Origin of the sequence: Pseudomonas sp. UBA6310 (assembly GCF_002438225.1) — a bacterium.
Classification (GTDB): domain Bacteria; phylum Pseudomonadota; class Gammaproteobacteria; order Pseudomonadales; family Pseudomonadaceae; genus Pseudomonas_O; species Pseudomonas_O kuykendallii.
Genome location: NZ_DJTK01000067.1, coordinates 71,315 through 95,663, shown reverse-complemented (window position 1 = coordinate 95,663; position 24,349 = coordinate 71,315). Strand labels below are relative to the sequence as shown.

General features: G+C 65.9%; 14 protein-coding genes. 6 read left to right on the top strand and 8 right to left on the bottom strand.

Annotated elements, in window-relative coordinates; genetic code table 11:
• Positions 1-69 precede the first annotated feature (69 nt).
• Positions 70-327: a DUF1652 domain-containing protein gene (locus B3E91_RS16590; protein WP_287030557.1), complete on the top strand. Its 258-nt coding sequence runs from the start codon at positions 70-72 to the stop codon at positions 325-327.
• Positions 328-465: 138 nt separating this feature from the next.
• On the opposite strand, the gene glgB is transcribed toward B3E91_RS16590, so the two are convergent.
• From glgB to B3E91_RS16565, 5 genes are all read right to left on the bottom strand, one after another.
• Entirely contained in the window at positions 466-2,679 is a 2,214-nt protein-coding gene (gene glgB / locus B3E91_RS16585) for a 1,4-alpha-glucan branching protein GlgB (protein WP_287030555.1), read from the bottom strand.
• The gene (treS, locus tag B3E91_RS16580; RefSeq protein ID WP_287030554.1) at positions 2,676-6,008 is read right to left on the bottom strand and encodes a maltose alpha-D-glucosyltransferase; all 3,333 of its coding nucleotides are present in this window, start codon (positions 6,006-6,008) and stop codon (positions 2,676-2,678) included. Before treS ends, glgB begins: the two co-directional genes overlap by 4 nt.
• Before the next feature lie 61 nt (positions 6,009-6,069).
• Positions 6,070-8,073 (bottom strand): alpha-1,4-glucan--maltose-1-phosphate maltosyltransferase, encoded by a 2,004-nt coding sequence (locus B3E91_RS16575; protein ID WP_287030553.1) that lies wholly within the window; start codon positions 8,071-8,073, stop codon positions 6,070-6,072.
• A gap of 239 nt (positions 8,074-8,312) precedes the next feature.
• Positions 8,313-9,257: a Ku protein gene (locus tag B3E91_RS16570; protein ID WP_287030552.1), complete on the bottom strand. Its 945-nt coding sequence runs from the start codon at positions 9,255-9,257 to the stop codon at positions 8,313-8,315.
• A 160-nt stretch (positions 9,258-9,417) separates the two neighbouring features.
• A complete protein-coding gene (locus B3E91_RS16565) occupies positions 9,418-10,431 on the bottom strand; it encodes a zinc-dependent alcohol dehydrogenase family protein (RefSeq protein WP_287030551.1) in 1,014 nt (337 codons plus the stop codon).
• A gap of 226 nt (positions 10,432-10,657) precedes the next feature.
• Here B3E91_RS16565 and B3E91_RS16560 point away from each other — a divergent pair, with 226 nt between their 5' ends.
• From B3E91_RS16560 to B3E91_RS16545, 4 genes are all read left to right on the top strand, one after another.
• Complete coding sequence (locus tag B3E91_RS16560; RefSeq protein ID WP_090230784.1) at positions 10,658-11,575, top strand: LysR family transcriptional regulator; 918 nt, start codon at positions 10,658-10,660, stop codon at positions 11,573-11,575.
• Positions 11,576-11,749: 174 nt separating this feature from the next.
• Positions 11,750-12,973 carry a multidrug efflux RND transporter periplasmic adaptor subunit MexE gene (gene mexE / locus B3E91_RS16555; RefSeq protein ID WP_287030550.1) on the top strand — a complete coding sequence of 408 codons (1,224 nt, stop codon included), beginning with the start codon at positions 11,750-11,752 and terminating at the stop codon, positions 12,971-12,973.
• A 134-nt stretch (positions 12,974-13,107) separates the two neighbouring features.
• Entirely contained in the window at positions 13,108-16,284 is a 3,177-nt protein-coding gene (locus tag B3E91_RS16550) for an efflux RND transporter permease subunit (protein WP_090230789.1), read from the top strand.
• On the top strand, positions 16,281-17,672 hold the full coding sequence (locus B3E91_RS16545; protein WP_287030549.1) for an efflux transporter outer membrane subunit: 1,392 nt from the start codon (positions 16,281-16,283) through the stop codon (positions 17,670-17,672). The genes B3E91_RS16550 and B3E91_RS16545 overlap by 4 nt, the downstream gene beginning before the upstream one ends.
• A 227-nt stretch (positions 17,673-17,899) precedes the next feature.
• Here the strand turns inward: B3E91_RS16545 and B3E91_RS16540 are convergent, their stop codons facing one another.
• The gene (locus B3E91_RS16540; RefSeq protein WP_287030548.1) at positions 17,900-18,337 is read right to left on the bottom strand and encodes a PACE efflux transporter; all 438 of its coding nucleotides are present in this window, start codon (positions 18,335-18,337) and stop codon (positions 17,900-17,902) included.
• A gap of 132 nt (positions 18,338-18,469) precedes the next feature.
• Between B3E91_RS16540 and B3E91_RS16535 the strand changes: the two genes are divergently transcribed.
• Positions 18,470-19,375, top strand: coding sequence for a LysR substrate-binding domain-containing protein (locus tag B3E91_RS16535; protein ID WP_287030547.1), 906 nt, complete (start codon positions 18,470-18,472; stop codon positions 19,373-19,375).
• Positions 19,376-19,772: 397 nt separating this feature from the next.
• Here the strand turns inward: B3E91_RS16535 and B3E91_RS16530 are convergent, their stop codons facing one another.
• Both B3E91_RS16530 and B3E91_RS16525 read right to left on the bottom strand, forming a co-directional pair.
• A complete protein-coding gene (locus B3E91_RS16530; RefSeq protein ID WP_287030546.1) occupies positions 19,773-21,245 on the bottom strand; it encodes an efflux transporter outer membrane subunit in 1,473 nt (490 codons plus the stop codon).
• Positions 21,242-24,346: an efflux RND transporter permease subunit gene (locus B3E91_RS16525; protein ID WP_287030545.1), complete on the bottom strand. Its 3,105-nt coding sequence runs from the start codon at positions 24,344-24,346 to the stop codon at positions 21,242-21,244. Before B3E91_RS16525 ends, B3E91_RS16530 begins: the two co-directional genes overlap by 4 nt.
• Between the last annotated feature and the right edge of the window lie 3 nt (positions 24,347-24,349).

Genomic DNA, 24,349 nt, shown 5'->3' with positions numbered 1-24,349 from the left:
CTTCGCTTCGTTGAAATGTCACCAAATACGGCTAGCCTTGTTGGACACTACGAACGTGGGTGAGCCAACATGATGACGATCTCTTTTCAGGAGGCGCGGCAAATCATCGAGCTGTCCTTCGTACCGCTTGCCTGCGAATGCAAGGAAGAGGAACAGGGCATTACTGTCCGTCTGTTCCACGCGCAGAGCGGCGAACCGCAACTGGTGGTCACGGCCATCGCGCCCGAACGCTACGGCAGCATCCGTGCGATTTCCCAGCTGGTCCTGGAGATTCGCCAGGAGCTGTCCGTTGCCAAACTCCGCAAGCAGATGAGCTACAGCCTTTAAGCCTCTGTCCGGCCGTGTTCACGGTCGGGCTTTCGCCCTTCCATTCCGACCCATCCGTAAATGCAAAACGCCGGACGATCATGTCCGGCGTTTGCTTTTCAGCGGAAGGCGCGCCAGCCCGGCGCGCGAGGCAGTCGATCAGGCGGGGCGCAGGATCAGCACTCCAAGCGGTGGCAGATTGAGTGACAGCGACTGCTTCTCGCCATGGCTGTCGATGCTTTCGGCGAGGATCGCACCGGAATTGCCCAGGTTCGAGCCGCCGTAGCATTCGGCGTCACTGTTGAACAGCTCCTGCCAGTTGCCTTCACGCGGCACACCGATGCGATAACCGTGACGTGGCACCGGCGTGAAGTTGGCGACCACCAGCAAGGGCTCGCCCGCCAGGCTCCAGCGCAACCAGGCGTAAACACTATTCCCCGAGTCGTCCCCGATCAGCCACTGGAAGCCTTCCGCATCGCAGTCGCGCTCGTGCAACGCGGGCTGCTCGCGATACAGCCGGTTGAGGTCGCTGACCAGGCGCTGCACGCCCTGGTGATCGGCGTACTTCGTCAGGTACCAGTCCAGTTCGCGGTCGTGGCTCCATTCGCGCCACTGGCCGAACTCGCAGCCCATGAACAGCAGCTTCTTGCCCGGATGCGTCCACATGAACGACAGGTAGGCGCGCAGGTTGGCGAATTTCTGCCAGCGGTCGCCGGGCATCTTGTCGATCAGCGAACGTTTGCCGTGCACCACTTCGTCATGGGAAATCGGTAGCACGAAGCGTTCGGAGAAGGCGTACAGCAGGCCGAACGTCAGCTTGTCGTGGTGATAGCGCCGGTTGATCGAATCTTCTTCGATGTACTTGAGGCTGTCGTGCATCCAGCCCATGTTCCATTTGTAATCGAAGCCCAGCCCGCCTTCCGAGGTCGGCTTGCTGACGCCCGGCCAGGCGGTGGATTCCTCGGCGATCACCAGGGCGCCGGGCGCCTCGACGTTCACCACATCGTTCAGGTGACGGAGGAAGTCGATGGCTTCGAGGTTCTCGCGCCCGCCAAAACGGTTCGGAACCCATTCGCCCTGCTTGCGCGAGTAGTCGCGGTAGAGCATCGAGGCCACCGCATCCACGCGCAACGCGTCGATGTGGAAATCTTTCAGCCAGTGCAGCGCCGAAGCGATCATGAAACCGTGCACCTCGGTGCGGCCGAGGTTGTAGATGTAAGTTTCCCAATCCTGGTGGAAGCCTTCGAGCGGGTTTTCGTACTCGTACAACGCGGTGCCGTCGAAACGCGCCAGGCCGTGCGGGTCGGTAGGGAAATGCGCGGGCACCCAGTCGAGAATCACACCGATGCCGGCACCGTGGCAGGCGTCGACGAAGGCGGCGAAGTCCTGTGGCGTGCCGAAGCGTCCGCTCGGGGCGAACTGCGACAGCGGCTGGTAACCCCAGGAGCCGCCGAACGGGTGTTCCATGATCGGCAGCAGTTCGATGTGGGTAAAGCCCATTTCCTGGACATAGGGAATCAGCCGTTCGGCCAGTTCCCGCCAGTTGTAGAGGCGCCCTTCGTCACCGCCCTCGCGGCGCCAGGAGGCGGCGTGCAGTTCGTAGATCGACAAGGGGGCGCTCAGCGCCTGGCGCTGCCCGCGTTGGTCCATCCACTCGCGGTCCTGCCAGTCGTGGCGCAAGGGCGCGGCGACGATGGACGCGGTGCTGGGCGGCGTCTCGGTGGACAGCGCCATCGGGTCCGCCTTCAGCGGCAGCACGCCGTCCTGGCCGAGCAGCTCGAACTTGTAGGGTTCGCCGGGCTGCAGCCGCGGGATGAAGATCTCCCATACCCCGCTCGGATGGCGCAGGCGCATTGGGTGGCGACGACCGTCCCAGCCGTTGAAGGCGCCGACCACCGAGACCCGCCGGGCATTGGGTGCCCACACGGCGAAGCGCACGCCTTCGACGTCGCCGAGCGTGACCACCTGCGCGCCGAGGCAGCGCCCGAGGTCGCGGTGATTGCCTTCGGCGAACAGGTAGAGGTCCATCTCCCCGAGCAGCTCGCCGTAGCTGTAGGGGTCTTCAGTGATCTGCTCGCCGGTTGCCCAGCGGATGTGCAGCAGGTACGGCTGGGCGATGTCGAGGCGACAGAAGTACAGGCCGGGAGCCTGCGCCTGGTCCATCGCGCAGATGCGGTTACCGGTGTCGCGTTCGAGGACATCCACCCCCAGCGCGTTGGGCAGGTAGGCGCGGATGATCAGCCCGTCGCGGTCCGGGTGTGGGCCAAGAATCGAGAACGGGTCGCCATGTTCGGCGCGAATCAGCGCCTCCACGGCGGAATCGTCGGGCAGCAGGCCGACCCCTGGGAGGGAAATGGCCGGGCGGTCACTCATGAGTGGGTGTCTCCATCGGATAGCTGTTGCGCCAGGTCGAGCAGGCCCTGCACCGGCACGCTTAACCACGCCGGGCGGTTCTCGGCTTCGTAGGCAATCTCGTAAGCGGCCTTCTCGAGGCTGAACAATACCAGCGCAGCCTCGTCTCCACCCTCCTCTGACCACGCGTGCGGCAAATCGGCAGCGGCGGCTCGGTAGGCTTCGAGGAAAACCAGACCAGCCGTCTGCCGATAGGTCTCGGCGATCTTGCGTCGGGCGGCATCCGCCTCGGCGGAAACGTCCGCCGTATGGGTGCTCCTGATCGCCATCGCGGCGGCGTAGTCGAACGAGCGCAGGATGCCGCTGACGTCCTTGTACGGGCTGTGCTTGGCGCGACGCTCCGCCAGCGACCGGGCCGGCTCGCCCTCGAAGTCGATGAAGTAGGCATCGCCCTTCACCACCAGCACCTGGCCGAGGTGCAGGTCGCCATGCACACGAATGCGCAGGCCGCCCACCGCCCGCTTGGCCAGCGTATCGACGGCGCCGAGCAGGCGTTTGCGCTGCTTGAGCAGCGCGGCGATGGCTTCGCCGGTTTCCGCGTCGACAGCGTTGCGGCCTTCGAGAAGGGAGAACGCATGTTCGAGCTGCTGGCGAATGCTCTTCGCCAGGGCGGCGCCGTCCTTCTTGCTGGTCGGCTCCGCCTTGAAGTCGGCGTTGTCGGTCGGCGCGGCGAGTACCTTGTGCATCTCGCCCAGGCGCTGCCCGAGCAGGCGCGAAAAGTCCTGCAGTTCCGCGAGGGTGCTGTACTGGTTCTCGTGGCCGGAGAGCCCGCCAGCGATCTCATCACGGATCGCCCGTTCCAGGCTGTTCTGCGTCCATTCCCAGGCATCGCCCTGGTTGGCCATGTAGCGCTGCAGGATCATCAGCACGTGGCCTTCGCCGTTGGCGTCGATGCGCTGGACTTCGCCCAGCACCGCGGCGATGTTGGGGAATTCCCCGGCGGTGAGGTAGAGGCCCATCTCCAGTTCCGGATGCACACCAGCGGACACGCGGCGCAACAGCTTGAGCACCATCGAGTCGCCGATCACCACCGAGCTGTTGGATTGCTCGGCGGAGAGGTAGCGCACGCCGGACTCGGCGGGTTCCTCGATGGCCGCCAGCTGCGGCGTAGGCACGAAGCGGATTTCGCCGGCCTCGCTGCTCACCTGCTGCTCGCCGCGCAACGCCTGGAGCACCGAACGAACGAAGCTCTCCAGGGTGAAGGCATCAGTCAGCAGGCCGACCTGGCGACCGCGGCGCACCCGCGCCAGCGCAAGTTGCTGCGGCAGCGCGGCGCCGAATTCCTCTTCCGGCAGGAAGCCGAGCGGCAGCTGGAAGCGGCTGGTGGCGGTATCGGTTTCCACCTCGATCTCGCTGAGCAGCATTGGCCGTGGGCCGTCGTTCAGGCGCGTCGCGTAGGCGATCCTGACGTTCCTGATCACCGAATCCTTGCCGGGGAACCAGCGCCGCTTGGGCAGATAGGCCGGCAGCGAAGTGCCTTCCAGCACGCCGCGCGACGGCTCCTCGAGCAGTTCCTCGACGCGGCGCTTGAGCACCAGTGTCGGAAAGTCCGGCATGGTTTCGACCGGAACCTGGTGCCAGCTCGGCATGGTCGCTTCGGAGGCCAGCAGGAACCAGTAGAAGCCATAAGGCGGCAGCGTCAGCAAGTACGGCAACTGACCGATGGGCGGGAAGGCGCTGCCACCGAGCATTTCCACCGGCACCCGGCCTTCCAGCGCAGAAAGGTCCAGCTCCACGGCCTGGGCGGCGCGGGACACGTTGGCCACGCAGAGGATGGTTTCGTGTTCGCCGTTGGGGCCGTCGAACTCGCGCAGGTAGGCGAGGATGCGCCGGTTGCTCGGCGCGAGCATCTTCAGCGTACCGCGGCCGAAAGCCTTCTGCTGCTTGCGCACGGCGAGCATGCGCCGCGTCCAGTTGAGCAGCGAATGCGGATCGCGCGACTGTGCCTCGACGTTGATCGCCTGGTAGCCGTACAGCGAATCCATGATCGAGGGCAGCACCAGGCTGGCCGGGTCGGCGCGCGAGAAGCCGCCGTTGCGGTCCACCGACCACTGCATCGGCGTACGCACGCCGTCACGGTCGCCCAGGTGGATGTTGTCGCCCATGCCGATCTCGTCGCCGTAGTACAGCGTCGGGGTGCCCGGCATCGACAGCAGCAGGCTGTTGAGCAACTCGATGCGCCGGCGGTCGCGCTCCAGCAGCGGTGCCAGGCGGCGGCGGATGCCCAGGTTGATGCGTGCGCGGCGGTCGGCGGCATAGTAGTTCCACAGGTAGTCGCGCTCACGGTCGGTGACCATTTCCAGGGTCAGCTCATCGTGGTTGCGCAGGAAGATCGACCATTGGCAGTTGGCGGGGATTTCCGGGGTCTGGCGCAGGATGTCGGTGATCGGGAAGCGGTCTTCCTGGGCGATCGCCATGTACATCCGCGGCATCAGCGGGAAGTGGAACGCCATGTGGCACTCGTCGCCGTCGCCGAAGTACAGCTGGGTGTCTTCCGGCCACTGGTTGGCCTCGGCCAGGAGCATGCGGTCCGGATAGTTGGCGTCGATCTCGGCGCGGATCTGCTTGAGCACCGCATGGGTCTCCGGCAGGTTCTCGTTGTTGGTGCCGTCGCGCTCGATCAGGTAGGGAATCGCGTCCAGGCGCAGGCCGTCGATGCCCATGTCCAGCCAGTAGCGCATGATCGAGATCACCGCCTTCATCACCTGCGGGTTGTCGAAGTTCAGATCCGGCTGGTGCGAATAGAAACGGTGCCAGAAGTACTGCTGGGCGACCGGGTCCCAGGTCCAGTTGGATTTCTCGGTATCGAGGAAGATGATCCGCGTGCCGTCGTACTTCTGGTCGGTATCGGACCAGACGTAGAAATCGCGGGCCTTGGAGCCTTTCTTCGCCTTGCGCGCGCGCTGGAACCACGGGTGTTGGTCCGAGGTGTGGTTGATGACCAGCTCGGTGATCACCCGCAGCCCGCGGGCATGCGCCTCGGCGATGAAGCGGCGGGCGTCGGCCATGGTCCCGTAGTCGGGATGGATGCCGCGGTATTCGGCGATGTCGTAGCCATCGTCGCGGCGCGGCGAGGGGTAGAACGGCAACAGCCAGATGGTGTTCACGCCGAGTTCGGCGATGTAGTCGAGCTTCTCGATCAGGCCGGGGAAATCGCCGATTCCGTCGTTGTTGGAGTCGTAGAAGGATTTCACGTGGACCTGGTAGATGACCGCGTCCTTGTACCAGAGCGGATCGTCGATGAACGCGGCAGGCTTGCGGGAACGTGGGCTTTTCTTGGGCTTCGCCATCGTGGCTTTCCTTCTTGGCCGGGCGCGGGGCGCCCGAAATCTCGCTGTGAGGCGGTTGGGTTCAGTTCGCGCTGATGCGCCAGATTCCGAACGGCTGGTGCCAGGGTTCGATGCGCATCCACTGGTTCTTGCCGTGCCAGGTCCAGCGGTGGCCGGTCATCAGGTCTTCACCGTGGGTGTCGGCATGGTCGGGCAGGCTCAGTTCCCAGAGCGGCAGCTCGAAGTGCGCTTCCTGGGCGTTGAACGGATCGAGGCAGACGGCGACCAGGATGAAGTTGGAGCGATCCGCCGTGCGCTTGCCGAAGTAGAAGATGTTGTCGTTCCAGGCGGTGTAGGCCTGGAAGCCCAGGTGCGTCTGCAGCGCGGGGTTCTGCCGGCGAATGCGGTTGAGCTGGGCGATCTCGGCGCTGATGTTGCCGGGCGCGGTGTAGTCGCGCGGGCGCAGCTGGTACTTCTCGGAGTCCAGGTACTCCTCCTTGCCCGGTATCGGCGCGGCCTCGCACAGCTCGAAGCCGGAATACATGCCCCACAGGCCGGAGCCCATGGTCGCCAGGGCGGCGCGGATGAGAAATCCGGCGCGCCCGCTTTCATGCAGAAACACCGGGTTGATATCCGGCGTGTTGACGAAGAAATTCGGTCGGTAGCAGTCGCGCAGCGGCGGTTGGTTTAGCTCGGTGTAGTAGCTGGTCAGCTCGTCCTTAGTGGTGCGCCAGGTGAAGTAGGTGTAGCTCTGGTTAAAGCCGGCCTTGCCCAGGCGCGCCATCATCGCCGGCTTGGTGAAGGCCTCAGCGAGGAACAGCACCTCGGGATGCTTATGGCGGATATCGGCGATCAGCCACTCCCAGAAGGGCAGCGGCTTGGTGTGCGGATTGTCGACGCGGAAAATTTTCACGCCCTCTTCCACCCAGCCGGCCACCACGTCGCGCAGGGCGATCCACAGGTCGGGCATGGCGTCTTCGGCGTAGAAGTCGACGTTGACGATGTCCTGATACTTCTTCGGCGGGTTCTCCGCGTAGCGGATGGTCCCGTCCGGACGCCAGGCGAACCAGCCCGGATGCTCCTTGAGCCAGGGATGGTCCTGGGAACACTGGATGGCGAAATCCAGCGCGATCTCCAGCCCGTGCTCGGCCGCCGCGGCCACCAGCTCGCGGAAATCCTCGCGGCTGCCGAGTTGCGGGTGGATCGCCTCGTGGCCGCCTTCGGCGCTACCGATGGCATACGGGCTGCCGGGATCGTCCGGCCCGGCGAACAGGGAGTTGTTCGGGCCCTTGCGATGCGCCCGGCCGATCGGATGGATCGGCGGGAAGTACAGCACGTCGAAGCCCATGTCGCGGATGCGCGGCAACTGGCCGATGACATCGTTGAAGGTGCCGTGGCGTGCCGGGTCGTCGGTCTGCGAGCGCGGGAACAGCTCGTACCAGCTGGCGAACTGGCTTTGCGTACGCTCCACCTCCAGCGGGAACACGTTGCTGCGCACCAGGTGCTTCTTCTCGTCCGCCTCGGCCATCGCCTGCGCCGCCTCGTCGGAGAGCAGCACGGCGACCCTGGCGGTCTGGTCCGGTGCCGTGCCGAACTTGTCCAGCAGTCCGCTGATCACGTCGCGGGCCTGGCCCTGGGCGAAGCCGAAGACGCGCATCAGGTGCGCGCGACCTTCCTCGATTTCGAGGTCGATGGACACGCCGGCTGCGTGCTTCTTGCTCAACTCGTAGCGATAGGACTCGAACAGGTCCCACCAGGCTTCGACGACGAAATGGTGGCGACAGACGCGGATCGGCGTGAAGTGCCCCTGCCAGGCGTCGTTGCCCAGCTCGGCGAGCGGCACCCGATGCCACTCGGTTTCGTCGTCGGCGCGCCAGGCGATGCAGGCGCCGAGCTTGTCGTGGCCATCGGCGAAAATCTTCGCGTCGACGATCACCGGTTGTCCGGCGATGGTCTTGGCGGCGAAACGGCCCTCATCGAGCGTGGGCTGACACGCTTCGATGGCGATTCGTGGCAGTTGCAGGGCGCGATCCAGCGTCAGCAGCGTGCCCTGTTCGCGTGGATCGTGGATGGGAGCATCTGGCATCGAGCGACTCCTGAATGGCGCATCGGGTGAACTGCTTCGCCTGCCGCCCTGGCAAGAAGCTGATCGTTGAAGGCGGTAGGAGAGGCTGAAAAGAGATGGCCGCGGTGCGCTGCGACCCTGTTAATTCCGAACGGGAGGCCTGACAAAAGTTCCTCCTGCGCGACGCCCGTCGCTGCCACCGATGGATCGGCGAGGCCTCTGCGGCGCGGGCGTTCGGCCATTCTGCGACAGCCGCCCGCTCAACTGGCCTTTTTCTTCGTTGTACGGCTTGCGGCCGGTTTCGTCGCCGTCTTGGCCGCCGGTTTGCGCGCCGGTTTTTCGGCTTTTTCGGCTTTCTCGGTCTTTTCGGTTTTCTTTAGCGCCGCCTTCGCCGCCGGCTTGCTCGCGGCGGGCTTGGCGCCGAGGCTGCGCTTGAGCAGTTCGGTCAGGTCGATCACGTCGGCGCTGCGACGCTCGCCACCGTCTTCGTCGGGCTCGCTGACGGCTTCCACCTTGCCCTCCTTCGCCTTCTGCTCGACCAGCGCCATGATCTGTTCCTGGAAGGTGTCCTTGTACTGTTCCGGCTGCCAGTCCTCGCTCATTTCCTCGATGAGCCGGGTCGCCATGTCCAGTTCACGCTTGGCCAGGTCGGGCTTGATCGCCTCGTCCTTCAGTTCGAGTGCGTCGATCCCGCGGACCTCGTCGGCCCAGCGCAGGGTGTTGAGCACCAGCGCCTCGCCCAGTGGCATGACCACCGCAAGGTGCTGTTTGGTGTGCAGCACGACATTCGCCAGGCCGACCTTGCCGGTGGCTACCAGCGCCTCGCGCAGCAACGCGTAAACCTTCTCGCCGCGGCGGTCGGGTGTCAGGTAGTACGGCGTATCGATGAACAGGAAGGGGATTTTCTCGGCATCGACGAAGGCGACGATATCCACGGTCTGGGTGACTTTCGGGTGCGCGGCGCGGATTTCCTCCTCGCTGATCACCACGTAGTTGCCCTTCTCCAGCTCGACGCCCTTGACGATGTTTTCCTTCTCGATGTCCTTGCCGGTGACCTTGTTGATCCGCTTGTAGCCCACCGGGTCCATGCTGCGCTTGTCCAGCCAGTCGAAGTCCACGCCCTGGCGCGTAGTCGCCGGCACCAGCGCCACGGGAATGTGCACCAGGCCGAAACTCACCGCGCCCTTCCAGATTACCCTCGGCATGTCGCTCTCCTCGTTTCTCACGTCCTATGAGGAGTGGGCCGGGCGAAAAAAAGTTTCGCCCGGACGACCAGCCGTCAGGCGCCGCCGTCCGGGCCACCGCGGCTTCCGGTGCGCAAAAAAATGCCGCCCGAAGGCGGCATTCTGCGTCAGGAAACGCGCATCAGACTTTCAGCACGACCCGGCCGCGGCAGTCGCCGCTTTCCAGGTACTGGTGCGCCGCGACCACGTCGTCGAACGCGAAGACCTTGTCGATGTTCGCCCGCAGCAGACCGTCGCGGGTCAGCTGGTTGATCTGCGCCAGCGCCCGCTCGACTACCTCGTGGTCCGGCTGGATGCCCAGCTCCGGGCTGCCGGTGAAATCCACCAGGCAGTGCACGAAGAACTTGAAGTTCTTCTCGAACGCCGCACAGGCCGGAAACGGCGTCTGGTTGCCGCCGTTCAGTCCGTAGAGGATCAGCTTGCCGCGCGGCGCCATGATGTCGCCGAGCAGGCCCATCTGCGGGCCGCCGCAGGCATCCAGCACCACATCCACGCCGTGCCCGTCGGTGAGCTTCTTGAGGCGTCCGACCAGATCTTCTTCCTCGGTGGCGATGACCTTGTCGGCGCCGAGGCCGATCAGGTAATCGCGATCGTCCGAGGTGTCGCTGGTGGCGAACACCTGGGCGCCCAGCGCCTTGGCCATCTGGATCGAGGATGGCCCCGAACAGTGGCTGGCGTCGGTGATCAGTACCCGCTGGCCGGCCTTCATTCGCGCCAGCTCGGTGAAGCCCAGGTAGGCGATCAGCAGCGGCATGTAGTGCACCGCGGCCTGCTCGGCGCTGAGCACGTCCGGATAATGGGTCAGCGAAGTGCTCGGCATCAGCATGCATTCGCCATACGCCGGATACTCGTTGACGCTGTGGCCCAGGAAGCTCGCGACACGGTCGCCGACCTTGAAACGAGTGACTTCGCTACCGATCGCGACGACCTCGCCGGCCAGCTCGCTGCCGAGCCCCGCGGGGAGTTGCGCATGCTGCGGTGCCAGGTCCTGGCGCCAGAGCACATCGCCCCAATTGACGCCGATCGCCTCGACACGCACCAGCACTTCACCGGCATTCGGCTGGCGAACAGACTGTTCTTCGATCCTCAGCACATCGGCCGGACCGAACTGGTGGAAACGGATCACGCGGTTCATCGCATACCTCGAATTCACTCTCAATGCCTACGGACTTTATCCGTTGAAGGGAGGCAACTCTACCTGTCGGCATCGATAGTGGTCATGCCTGGCAGTGATTCGGTGTGCCGGCAGGCTGCAAAAAAGCCTTCAAATCCAGGCCCGGCTGAGTAAGATGCCGAAACGAAAAAAACGCCCGGCGTACGTCCGGGAGCCCCGCCTAGACCCTGTGCCGCGAGTGAAGGGAATGAACCGCAACGACTTGCGTCGCCTCGACCTCAACCTGCTGATCGTCTTCGAGACGCTGATGCACGAGCGCAGTGTGACCCGCGCCGCGGAGAAGCTGTTCCTCGGTCAGCCGGCGATCAGCGCGGCGCTTTCCCGCCTGCGCAGCCTGTTCGACGACGCCTTGTTCGTGCGCACCGGACGCAGCATGGAGCCGACCGCGCGGGCGCAGGAAATCTTCGCCCTGCTCTCGCCGGCGCTGGATTCGATTTCCACTGCGGTCAGCCGTGCCAGCGAGTTCGAGCCGTCCACCAGCAACCTGGTGTTCCGCATCGGCCTCTCCGATGAAGTCGAGTTCGCCCTGCTGCCGCCGCTGCTGCGCCGCATCCGAACCGAGGCCCCCGGCGTGGTGCTGGTGGTGCGTCGCGCCAACTACCTGTTGATGCCGAACCTGCTGGCCTCGGGCGAGATTTCCGTTGGCGTCAGCTACACCGACGAGCTGCCGGCCAACGCCAAGCGCAAGGTCCTGCGCCGCAGCAAACCCAAGGTGCTGCGCGCCGACTCGATTCCCGGCCCGTTGACGCTGGAGGATTTCTGCTCGAGGCCGCACGCGATGGTCTCGTTCGCCGGGGACCTCAACGGCTTCATCGACGAGGAACTCGAACTGGTCGACTGCAAGCGCCGCGTGGTGCTCGCCGTGCCTCAGTTCAACGGCCTGAGCACGCTGATCGCCGGCACCGACATCATCGCCACCGTGCCGGACTACGCCGCCGACGTGATGGCCGCCGGAGGCGGGCTGCGTGTCGAGCCGCTGCCGTTCGACAGCACCCGCTCCTTCGAGCTGTCGATGGCCTGGCGCGGCGCCCAGGACAACGACCCGGCCGAACGCTGGCTGCGTTCGCGCATCCAGATGTTCATCGGTGATCCGGACAGCCTCTGACCGGCAACAGCGGGCGATTCGATGCGCGCGGAAACACCTGTGATGGAACTATCGATATCGCGAGATGTATCCATCAGCCATATCGATAATCACATTCGGCTCGTTCGATTCGCCTAGCCGTGGCCTCCGAAGCAGACTCCGCTCCATTCAGCAATCGTCTGGCGGAGCAACCCTATGGAACAGTCAAGCAATTCACTCTGGCGCCTGCCGTTGAGCCTCGCGGCTCTGCTGGTATTGACTGCCTGTGGCAAGAACACGGAAACCGCCCAGCAGATGCCGGTGCCGAAAGTCAGCGTCGCCGAGGTGATCGAACAACCGGTCAACGAGTGGGACGAGTTCACCGGTCGCCTGGAAGCCCCCGAGTCGGTGGAAATCCGCCCGCGCGTTTCCGGTTACGTCGACAAGGTGGCCTTCGAGGAAGGCTCGCTGGTGAAGAAAGGCGACCTGCTGTTCCAGATCGATCCGCGCCCCTTCCAGGCCGAGGTCGAACGCCTGCAGGCGCAACTGCAACAAGCCCGCGCCGCGCTGAGCCGCGCCGATAACGAAGCCCGTCGCGGCGACCGTCTGCGCCAGAGCAACGCGATTTCCGCCGAGCTCGCCGACGCCCGCACCAGCACCGCTGCCGAGGCCAAGGCCGCGGTCGCGGCCATCCAGGCGCAACTGGAAAACGCCCGCCTTGATCTCGGTTTCACCCGTGTCACCGCGCCCATCGACGGTCGCGTCGGTCGCGCCGAGATCACCGCGGGCAACCTGGTCAATGCCGGTCAGTCACTGCTCACCTCGCTGGTCTCGACCGACAAGGTGTATGCCTACTTCGACGCCGACGAACGCGCCTTCCTCAAGTATTCCGCCCTCGCCCGCAGCCGCGGCGCCGACACCCGCGATGCCAGCCCGGTCTACCTGGGCCTGACCAGCGAAGACGGCACCCCGCATCTGGGCCAGCTGGACTTCCTCGACAACCAGGTCAACCCGCGCACCGGCACCATCCGTGGTCGCGCCGTGTTCGACAACAAGGACGGCCAGTTCACCCCGGGCCTCTATGCGCGGCTCAAGCTGGTGGGTAGCAACACCTACGACGCCATGCTGATCCAGGATGTCGCCGTGGGCACCGACCTCGGCAAGAAATTCGTCCTGGTGCTCGATGCCGACAGCAAGGTCGCCTACCGGCCGGTCGAGCTGGGCCCCAAGCTGGAAGGTCTGCGGATCGTCCGCAAGGGCTTGGAAAAGGGTGAGCGGATCGTCGTCAACGGCCTGCAGCGGGCATTCCCCGGTGCACCGGTGGACCCGGAAACCGTGCCGATGGCCAGCGAGCAGACACTCTCCGCGCTGAAAGAGCAACGCGAAGCCCTGGCCCAGCGGCCAGGCAAGCCGGAAGCGCTAAAGGTCAGCCTGAAGTAAGCCGTTCTGCCTCTCTTCGGAGAGGTCCGGACGGGTCGCCCGTCCGTTAACCACCTGGAATGCCTCCACCCGTTCTCTCGATCCGAGGGGGCGGGGAACGGCTGTGCCTGTTCGTTTCGCAAAGGAATACCCCGATGAACTTCTCCCAGTTCTTCATCCAGCGGCCGATCTTCGCCGCGGTGCTGTCGCTGATCATCCTGATCGGCGGCGCCATCTCGCTGTTCCAGCTGCCGATCAGCGAGTACCCGGAAGTCGTGCCGCCCACCGTGGTGGTGCGCGCCAACTTCCCGGGCGCCAACCCCAAGGTGATCGGCGAAACCGTCGCCGCGCCGCTGGAACAGGCGATCACCGGCGTCGAAGGCATGCTCTACATGTCGTCCCAGGCCACCGCCGACGGCAAGATGACGCTGACCGTGACCTTCGCCCTCGGCACCGACCTGGACAACGCCCAGGTGCAGGTGCAGAACCGCGTGACGCGGACCCAGCCCAAGCTGCCCGAGGAAGTCACCCGGATCGGCATCACCGTGGACAAGAGCTCGCCCGAGCTGACCATGGTGGTCCACCTGACCTCGCCGGATGACCGCTACGACATGCTCTACCTGTCGAACTACGCGGTGCTCAACGTGAAGGACGAACTGGCCCGCCTCGGCGGCGTCGGTGACGTGCAGCTGTTCGGCCTTGGCGAGTACTCGCTGCGGGTGTGGCTGGATCCGGCCAAGGTCGCCCAGCGCAACCTGACCGCCACCGACGTGGTCACCGCGATCCGCGAGCAGAACCGCCAGGTCGCCGCCGGCCAGCTCGGCGCGCCGCCGTCGCCCGGCGACACCAGCTTCCAGCTGTCGGTGAACACCCAGGGTCGCCTGGTCAGCGAGGAGGAGTTCGAGAACATCATCATCCGCAGCGGCCCGAACGGCGAGATCACCCGCCTGCGCGACATCGCACGGGTCGAGCTGGGTTCCGCCCAGTACGCCCTGCGTTCGCTGCTGGACAACCAGCCGGCCGTGGCCATCCCGATCTTCCAGCGTCCGGGCTCGAACGCCATCGAGGTGTCCAACCAGGTCCGCGCGAAGATGGCCGAGCTGAAGAAATCCTTCCCGCAGGGCATGGACTATTCGATCGTCTACGACCCGACCATCTTCGTCCGCGGCTCCATCGAGGCGGTGGTGCACACGCTGTTCGAAGCGCTGCTGCTGGTGGTGCTGGTGGTGATCCTGTTCCTGCAGACCTGGCGTGCCTCGATCATCCCGCTGGCCGCCGTGCCGGTCTCGCTGATCGGCACCTTCGCGGTCATGCACATGTTCGGCTTTTCGCTCAACGCGCTGTCGCTGTTCGGCCTGGTGCTGGCGATCGGCATCGTGGTGGACGACGCCATCGTGGTGGTGGAAAACGTCGAGCGGAACATCGGTCTCGGGCTGAAACCGGTCGAAGCGACCAAGAAAGCCATGGGCGAAGTCACCGGGCCGATCATCGCCACCGCGCTGGTGCTGTGCGCCGTGTTCGTGCCGACCGCGTTCATTTCCGGCCTCACGGGGCAGTTCTACAAGCAGTTCGCGCTGACCATCGCCATCTCGACGATTATCTCGGCGTTCAACTCGCTGACCCTCTCGCCGGCCCTGGCCGCGGTGCTGCTGCGTGACCACGATGCGCCGAAGGACCGCTTCTCGCGTGTCCTGGACACGATCTTCGGTGGCTGGCTGTTCCGTCCGTTCAACCGCTTCTTCGACCGCGCCAGCAACGGCTACGTCGGCACCGTGAAGCGCGTTTTGCGCGGCAGCGGCATCGCCCTGGTGGTCTACCTCGGGCTGCTCGGCCTCGGCTGGGCGGGTTTCGCCAGCACGCCGACCGGCTTCGTGCCGCAGCAGGACAAGCAGTACCTGGTGGCCTTCGCCCAGTTGCCCGATGCGGCGAGCCTCGACCGCACCGAGTCGGTGATCCGCAAGATGTCCGAGCTGGCGCTGAAGAACCCCGGCATCGACCACAGCGTTGCCTTCCCCGGCCTGAACATCAACGGCTTCACCAACAGCCCGAACAGCGGCGTGGTGTTCTTCGCGCTCAAGGATTTCGACCAGCGCAAGGACCCTTCGCTGTCCGCCGCCTCGATCGTCGCCGACATGAACGCGCAGTACGCAGGGATCCAGGATGCCTACATCGCGATCTTCCCGCCGCCGCCGGTCATGGGCCTGGGCACCATCGGTGGCTTCCGCCTGCAGGTGCAGGACCGCGGCAACCTCGGTTACGACGAGCTGTACAAGCAGACCCAGAACGTCATCAACAAGGCCCGTCAGCTGCCTGAACTGGCACCCATGTCGGTGTTCTCCAGCTATCAGGTTAACGTGCCGCAGGTCGAGGCCGCGATCGACCGCGACAAGGCCAAGACCCACGGCGTGGCGATCAGCGACATCTTCGACACCCTGCAGGTCTACCTCGGTTCGCTGTATGCCAACGACTTCAACCGTTTTGGCCGGACCTACCAGGTCAACGTGCAGGCCGAGCAGCAGTTCCGCCTGGAGCCCGAGCAGATCGGCCAGCTGAAGGTGCGCAACGACCGTGGCGAGATGATCCCGCTGTCCAGCTTCGTCAAGGTCGACGGTACCTCCGGTCCCGACCGGGTCATGCACTACAACGGTTTCGTCACCGCCGAGATCAACGGTGCACCGGCGCCGGGCTACAGCTCCGGCCAGGCGGAAGCGGCGATCAGTCGCCTGCTCAAGGAAGAACTGCCAATCGGCATCACCTACGAGTGGACCGACCTGACCTACCAGCAGATCCTCGCCGGCAATACCGCGCTGTTCGTCTTCCCGCTCTGCGTGCTGCTGGCGTTCCTGGTGCTCGCCGCGCAGTACGAAAGCTGGAGCCTGCCGCTGGCGGTGATCCTTATCGTGCCGATGACGCTGGTATCGGCGATCAGCGGGGTGATCCTCTCCGGTGGCGACAACAACATCTTCACCCAGATCGGATTGATCGTACTGGTGGGCCTGGCGTGCAAGAACGCGATCCTCATCGTCGAGTTCGCCAAGGACAAGCAGGAAGAAGGCATGGACCGCATGGCGGCGATCCTGGAAGCCTGCCGCCTGCGTCTGCGGCCGATCCTGATGACCTCCATCGCCTTCATCATGGGTGTGGTGCCGCTGGTGCTTTCCTCCGGCGCTGGCGCCGAGATGCGCCACGCCATGGGTGTCGCGGTGTTCTCCGGGATGCTCGGCGTGACCTTCTTCGGCCTGCTGCTGACCCCGGTGTTCTATGTACTGATCCGCGCCTTCGTCGAGAAGCGCGAGGCCCGCAAGGCCCGTTCGCAGGAGCTGCACGCATGAAAGCGATCTTCGCCCCTACCCTGCTCGTCCTGGCGCTGAGCGCCTGTGCGGTGGGCCCGGACTACAAGGCGCCGCAGACCGAGGCGTCGCTGGTCACCGCCGCGCAGAGCACTGACTATGACCACAGCCGTTTCGAGGCCGCCTGGTGGCAGCAGTTCGAGGACCCGATCCTCGATTCGCTGGTCACCGAGGCGCTCGGCCAGAACCGCGAGCTGCGCGTCGCCTTCGCCCGCCTCAAGGCGGCCCGGGCGATCCGCGACGACGTCGCCAACGACAACCTGCCCACCGTCACCAGCCGCGCCAGTTCGGAAGTCGGCAAGGCGCAGCAGCCGGGCCAGACCACCGACCGGGTCAACGTCGAGCGCTACGACCTGGGCCTGGACATGGCCTGGGAGGTCGACCTGTTCGGTCGTATCCAGCGCCAGCTGGAAGCCAGCGAAGCGCAGATCGAGGTCTCCGAAGCGGAGCTGTACCAACTGCAGGTCAGCCTGATCGCCGAACTGGTGGATGCCTACGGCGACCTGCGCGGTGCCCAGCTGCGCGAGCAGATCGCCAGCGACAACCTGAAGAACCAGCGCGCCTCGCGTGGCGTCACTGTCGATCTGCGCGACGCCGGCGTCGGCAGCGAGCTGGACGTGCTGCGTTCCGATGCGCGGGTCGCCGCCGTCGAGGCCAGCCTGCCGGTGCTGCAGGCCGAACAGGTCCGCGCGCGCAACCGCATCGCCACCCTGCTCGGCGAGCGTCCCGCCGAGCTGACCGTCGACCTCTCGCCGAAGAAGCTGCCGAGCATTTCCAAGGCGCTGCCGGTGGGCGATCCGGCCGAGCTGCTGCGCCGCCGTCCGGACGTGCGTGCAGCCGAGCGCCAACTGGCGGCCTCCACCGCCAACATCGGCGTGGCCACCGCGGACCTGTTCCCGCGGGTCAGCCTGTCCGGGTTCCTCGGCTTCACCGCCGGGCGTGGCTCGCAGATCGGCTCCAGCGCGGCGCAGGCCTGGGGCCTCGGCCCGACGATCACTTGGGCGGCCTTCGACCTCGGCAGCGTGCGTGCCCGTCTGCGCGGCGCCAAGGCCGACAGCGAAGGCGCGCTGGCCAACTACGAGCAGCAGGTATTGCTGGCGCTGGAAGAGTCGGAAAACGCCTTCAGCGACTACGGCAAGACCCAGCAACGCCTGCTCGCGCTGATCCGCCAGTCCGAAGCCAGCCGCGCGGCGGCCGAGCAGGCCGGCATTCGCTACCGCGAAGGTACCGTCGACTTTCTCGTGCTGCTGGACGCCGAACGCGAGCGCCTGGCCGCCGAAGACGCGCAGGCGCAGGCCGAGATCGACCTCTATCGCGGCATCGTTTCCATCTACAAGGCCCTCGGCGGCGGGTGGCAACTGCAGGGCTAATCGAGCTCCTCCGAGCCGGCTGCCCCTGGCCGGCGTTTTCCAACCTCACGGATACCGCTCCTGGCCGTGGGGTTTTTTTTGGCCTGGGAAAAAGTGAAGCCTGTTGGGCGTAACCCGGTGCGCGCGGCGCACCCTACGGGCAGCGGAGAACCAGACGTAGGGTGCGCCATGCGCACCAGGGACCACTTCGCATGATTCGGTGCGCACGGCGCACCTACGGCGGACGTTCAGGCGCACTCCGGCACGTCGCGCGCCGAGTCCGGCACGCCGAACAGGCGGTCGAAACACCACTGGAAGACGAACGCGTAGGCGAAGAAGAACGCCAGCAGACCAATATCGGTGAACAGCGCGGCGACCAGGCTGATCTCCAGCCACCAGGCCATCACCGGGACCAGCAGCAGGGTCAGGCCGCCCTCGAAACCCAGCGAATGCAGCAGGCGCCGGCGCAGGGTGCGTTCGCGACTCGGCTGGCGCGCTTCCCAGCGCTCGAACAGGGCGTTGAACAGCATGTTCCAGGACATCGCGATGGATGACAGCATCACCGCCAGAATCCCCGAATAACTCATGCTGCGGTCGAAGGCGAACGCGATCGCGGGCGACACGAAACCCATCGCGCAAAGCTCGTAAAGCAGCGCCTGGACGACCTTTCGTTTGGTGCCTTGCATGATTTCATCTCCACGTTCGGTGCTGCGCGGCGAATCAGCTGCGCTCATGGACCTGACTCTATGCGGGCGGTGCGCGAGGGACAAATGAGCTGTAGTCTCTTCAGGTGAATTAAAATCATCCGAGGGATTGCCGTGTTCGCCCGTTTGCCGCTCACCGCCCTGCGCACCTTCGAGTCCGCCGCGCGCCTCGGCAGCTTCAAGGGCGCCGCCGAAGAGCTCTGCGTCACCCCCACCGCGGTGTCCCACCAGATTCGTGCGCTGGAGGAACTGCTCGGGGTTTCGCTGTTCGAGCGCCTTGGCCGGCGCGTCAGCCTCAGCGCCGACGGCGAGCGCCTGCAGCGCAGCCTGCACGGCGCCTTTCTGGAGATCAGCCGCAGCCTGGAAAGCTTCCAGCCGGTGAGCCGAGACGACAGCCTGAGCCTGACCACCACCCCGGCGTTCGCGGCGCTCTGGCTGATTCCCCGCCTCGGCCGCTTCTACCGCAAGCACCCGCAGATCCGTGTGCGCATCGAGACCAGCAACGGCCTCGCCGACCTGCAGCGCGATGCCAGCATCGACCTGGCGATCCGCTGCGGTTTCGAGGAGGTTCCGCAGTTGCTGCGCTTCCCGCTGATGAGCGAACACTTCTGCGCCTACGGCACGCCGCAGTTGCTGGCGAGCCTGCCGGAAGCCGGGGTGGAGCTGATCAACGTGGCCTGGACCACGCCGCAGGTCGGCGAGCTGCCGAGTTGGGAAGACTGGAACGCGGCCATCGGCGAGGACTGGGTGGCGCAGGCCGCGCGGCGCGATTACCCGGACGAGCACTATGCGCTGCAGGCGGCGATCTCCGGCCAGGGCCTGGTGCTGGCCAGCTCGGTGCTGGCCTCGGACAGCGTCGCCACTGGCCTGCTGCAGCCCTATCGCAGCGACGTCACCCTGCCTGGCCCGCAGTACCGCGCGGTGTGCGTACCCGGACGGGAGCGGCAACCGGCGGTGCAGGCGTTCCTGCGCTGGATCGAGAAGGAAGCGGCGGAGGACGGAAGTGAGGATCGTGGCTGAAGTGCGGATGGTGGGCTGAAGCCCACCCTACGGTTGCTCGGGCGTGTAGGGTGTGCTTCAGCCCACCGCTGCCCCTGCAAAGGTTTCCCTGTTACTTCGCCGCCGGCTCTTCGCTCAATTGGTCCGAACTCCAGCCGCCGCCCAGCGCGGCGATCAGTGCGAATGGCGGGCTGAAGCCCACCCTACGGTTGCCGGGGCGTGTAGGGTGGGCTTCAGCCCACCGCTGCCGCGCAGAGGTTTCCCGTTACTTCGCCGTCGGCTCTTCGCTCAACTGGTCCGAACTCCAGCCGCCGCCCAGCGCGGCGATCAGTACGGATGGTGGGCTGAAGCCCACCCTACGGTTGCTCGGGTGTGTAGGGTGGGCTTCAGCCCACCGCTGCCCCGCAGGGGTTTCCCGTTACTTCGCCGCCGGCTCTTCGCTCAATTGGTCCGAACTCCAGCCGCCGCCCAGCGCGGCGATCAGTTGCACGCTGGCGGTAAGCCGGCTGCCCAACAGGGTCAGGTTGGTGCGCTCGTTGGACAGCGTGGTGGCCTGCACGCTGACGACGTCGTTGTAATCCACGGTGCCGGCCTTGTACTGGTTTTCGATCAGGCGCAGGGATTCGCGGGCGGCGTCGAGGGCCTCGCGCTGGTAGCCGGATTCGCGCTCGAGCACCTGCAGCTGCACCAGGTAGTCCTCCACCTCGCGGAAGCCGTCGAGCACTGCCTGGCGATACTGCGCGACGGTCTGATCGTAGCCGGCGCGGCTGCGCTCCAGTTCGGCGGCGCGGGCACCGCCGTCGAACAGGGTCAGCGCCAGCGACGGGCCGAGCGACCAGAAGCGGTTCGGCACGTTGATCCAGTCGGCGAAGCTGTCGTTGCGGTAGCCGCCGTTGGCGGACAAGCTCAGGTCGGGGAAATAGGCGGCCTTGACCACGCCGATCTGCGCGTTGGCGGCGATCACGCTGCGCTCGGCGGAGGCGATGTCCGGGCGCCGCTCGAGCAGTTCCGAAGGCAGTTCCAGGGGAACCGCCGGCAGCTGTGGAATCGACTCGCGCACGGCGATGGAAAACTCCGCCGGCGGCGCGCCGGTGAGCACGGCGATGGCGTGTTCCAGCTGCGCGCGTTGCCAGTCGAGGTCGATGGACTGCGCCTGGGTGCTCTTCAACTGGGTCAGCGCCTGGCTGACGTCGGACTTCGGCACGATGCCGGCGTTGTACTGGTTCTGCGTCAGCCGCAGCGAGCGCTGATAGGCCGCCACGGTGGCATCCAGCAGACGTTTCTGTTCATCCATCACGCGCAGTTGCAGGTAGTTCTGCACCAGTTCCGATTGCAGGCTCAGGCGCGCCGCCGCGAGGTCGGCGAGGCTCGCCTCGGCGCTCGCGCGGTCGGCCTCCAGCCCACGGCGCAGGCGGCCCCAGACGTCCAGCTCCCAGCTCACCCCGAGATTCGCGTTGTAGCTCTTGGAGATGCCGCCGCCGCCCGAGCTGGTGATCACCGAACCGTCCGAGGTGCGCACCGTGTTGCTGCCGCCACCCTGCCCCGAGCGGGTCATGCTGGTGTTGGCCGACAGCGTCGGATAGAACGCCGCCCGCGCGCTTTGCACCAGGGCGCGTGCCTGGCGGTAGGCGGCCTCGGACGCGGCGACGTTCTGGTTGGAGACGTTGAGCTTCTCCACCAGCGTATTCAGCTCGGCGTCGCCATACAGCTCCCACCAGGCGCCCCGCTCCAGCGCATCCGCCGGCGTCGCGGCTTTCCAGCCCTGCGCCTGCTTGAACTGCGCCGGGGTGTCCACGGACGGCCGCTGGTAGTCCGGCCCCAGGGCGCAGCCGGACAGCAATACGAACAGGGCGAGCGCGACGGGACGAAGCGGCGGGTGCGAAAGGCTCATAGCGGAGTATCCAGGGCGGCATCGGTACGCACGCCGCGCCAGCGATTGAAGCGGTGGCGCAGGCGGTCGAGGGACAGGTAGACCACCGGGGTGGTGTAGAGGGTGAGGATCTGGCTCAGCACCAGACCGCCGACGATGGTGACACCCAGCGGCTGGCGCATTTCCGCGCCCTCGGTGCCGCCGATCAGCAGCGGCAAGGCGCCGAGGATCGCCGCCAGCGTGGTCATCAGGATCGGCCGCAGACGCAGCAGGCAGGCCTGGCGGATCGACTCCGCCGGCGACTGTCCCTCGCGCTCCAGTTGCAGCGCGAGGTCGATCATCATGATCGCGTTCTTCTTGACGATGCCGATCAGCAGGAATAGCCCGAGCAGCGAGATGAGGCTGAACTGGCCGCGGATCAGGATGATTGTCAGCAGCGCCCCGACCCCAGCCGACGGCAGCGTCGAGAGGATGGTCAGCGGGTGGATGTAGCTTTCGTAGAGGATGCCGAGCACCAGGTAGACCAGCACCAGCGAGGCCAGGATCATCCACGGCTGATTCTGCTGGGTGTTCTTGAAGGCGTCGCCGGCGCCGCCGAGGCGGCCGATCACTTCGGTGGGCATGCCGATCGCCGCCACCGCCTTGTCGATGGCGACGGTGGCCGCATCCAGGCTGACGCCGGGCGCCAGGTCGAAGGAAATCGCTTCCGAGGCGAACTGGCCCTCATGGTTGACCCGGTCGTCCGCCAGGCTGTTGGAGTAGCTGGCCACTGCCGATAGCGGTACGCGCCCACCCTCCGCGGTGACCAGGTAGACCTGCTCCAGGGTCTTCGGGTCCTGGGCGTATTTCGGGTTGACCTCCATCACCACCTGGTACTGGTTGAGGCTGTCGTAGATGGTGGAAATCTGCCGCTGGCTGTAGGCGTTGTTCAGCGCGGCGCTGACCATCGCCATGTCCACGCCCAGGCGCCGGGCTTCGTCACGATTGACCTGCAGGGTCACCTGCTGGGTGCCGCCACCGTCGTTGGCGTCGATCGCGGTCAGTTCGGGCAGCGCCTTGAGCGCCGCCGCGACCTGCGGCAGCCATTTGCGCAGCAGGTTCAGCTCGTCGGTCTGCAGCAGGTACTGGTACTGCGAACTGTCCTGCTCGCGCGAGCCGCCGAACATCAGGTCCTGGTCCGCCATCAACATCAGCCGGCCGCCGGGAACCTTGGGCATGTTCTTGCGCAGCCGCTCGATGACCTGCTGCGCGGACAGCGAACGTTCCTTCATCGGTTTCAGCCGGACGATCATGAAGGCGTTGTTGGTCCCGCCGTTGCCGCCGATGAAGCCGGCGACGCTTTCCACCGCGGGGTCCTTGAGCAGCGAGCGGCGGAAGGTCTCCATCTTCGGCTGCATGACGCTGAACGAGAGGCCGTCGTCGCCGCGGATGAAACCGGTCAGCTGGCCGGTGTCCTGCTGCGGCATGAAGGTCTTCGGCACCGCGACGTACAGGTAGACGTTGAGCACCACCGTGGCCAGCAGGCTCAGCAGCGTCAGCTTCGGATGGCGCAGTACCCAGCCCAGCGTGCGGTCGTAGAAACGCACCAGACGCTGGTGCTGCGCCTCGCTCCAGCGTTGCAGGCGGCTTTGCCGTGCCGGGTCGTGGGGTTTCAGCCAGCGCGCGCAGAGCATCGGCGTGAGCGTCAGCGAGACCACCAACGAGACGATGATCGCCGCCGCCAGGGTGATCGAGAACTCCTTGAACAGCTGGCCGACGATGCCGCCCATGAACAGGATCGAGACGAACACCGCGACCAGCGACAGGTTCATCGACAGCAGGGTGAAACCGACTTCCTTGGTGCCCAGCAGCGCCGCGCGGAACGGCGGCTCGCCGTTGTCGATGTGCCGGGCGATGTTCTCCAGCACCACGATGGCGTCGTCCACCACCAGCCCGGCGGCAAGAATCAGCGCCATCAGCGACAGCGTGTTCAGCGAGAAGCCGGCCAGGTGCATCACGGCGAAGGTGCCGATCAGCGACACCGGCACGGCCAGCGCCGGAATCAGCGAGGCACGCAGGTTGCCCAGCGACAGGAACACCACCAGGATCACCAGCGCCACGGCGATCAGCAGGGTGCGCTCGGCTTCGTGCAGAGTCGCGCGAATGGTCGCCGAGCGGTCCATCGCCAGGTTCAGCTTGACGCTCGCCGGGAGCACCGCCTGCAACGCCGGGAGCTGGTCCTTGATCGAGCGGATGGTCTCGATGATGTTCGCCCCGGCCTGCCGGTTGACCACCAGCAGCACGGCCGATTCGTCGTTGTAGAAGCCACTGTTGTAGCGGTCCTCGACGCCGTCGCTGACCTTCGCCACATCGCGCAGGCGCAGCGCCGCGCCGTCCTGGTAATGGATGATCACCGGCTCGTAGTCGGCGGCGCGCTCGAGCTGGTCGTTGGCCTGGATCTGCCAGTTGTGCTGGTCGTTCTCCACCGCGCCGACCGGCCGCCGCACGTTGGCGGCGGTGATCGCGCTGCGCACCTCGTCGAGGGAAACCCCGTACTGGTAGAGCAGCTGCGGCTCCAGCTCGACGCGCACCGCCGGCAATGAGCTGCCGCCGATCTGCACTTCGCCGACGCCGGTCACCTGCGACAGGCTCTGCGCCAGGATGGTTGAGGCCAGGTCGTACAGCTGGCCCTTCTGTAGCACGTCGGAGGTCAGCGAGAGCACCATGATCGGCGCTTGCGAAGGGTTCACCTTGCGGTAGGTGGGCATGCTGCGCATGCCGCTGGGCAACAGGTTGCGCGAGGCGTTGATGGCCGCCTGCACGTCGCGCGCGGCGCCGTTGATGTCCCGGTCCGCCTCGAACTGCAGGATGATCCGCGTCGAGCCCTGGCTGGTGCGGCTGGTCATCTGGGTGATGCCGGCAATGCTGCCGAACGAGCGCTCCAGCGGCGTGGTGACGCTGGACGCCATGATCTCCGGGCTCGCCCCCGCCAGGTTGGCCTGCACGGTGATCACCGGGAAGTCGATCTGCGGCAGCGGCGCCACCGGCAGCAGGCCGAAGCTGAGGCTGCCGAGCAGGAGGATCGCCAGGCTCAGCAGCATGGTCGCCACCGGCCGGCGGATGAAGGGCGCGGAAAGGTTCATCGC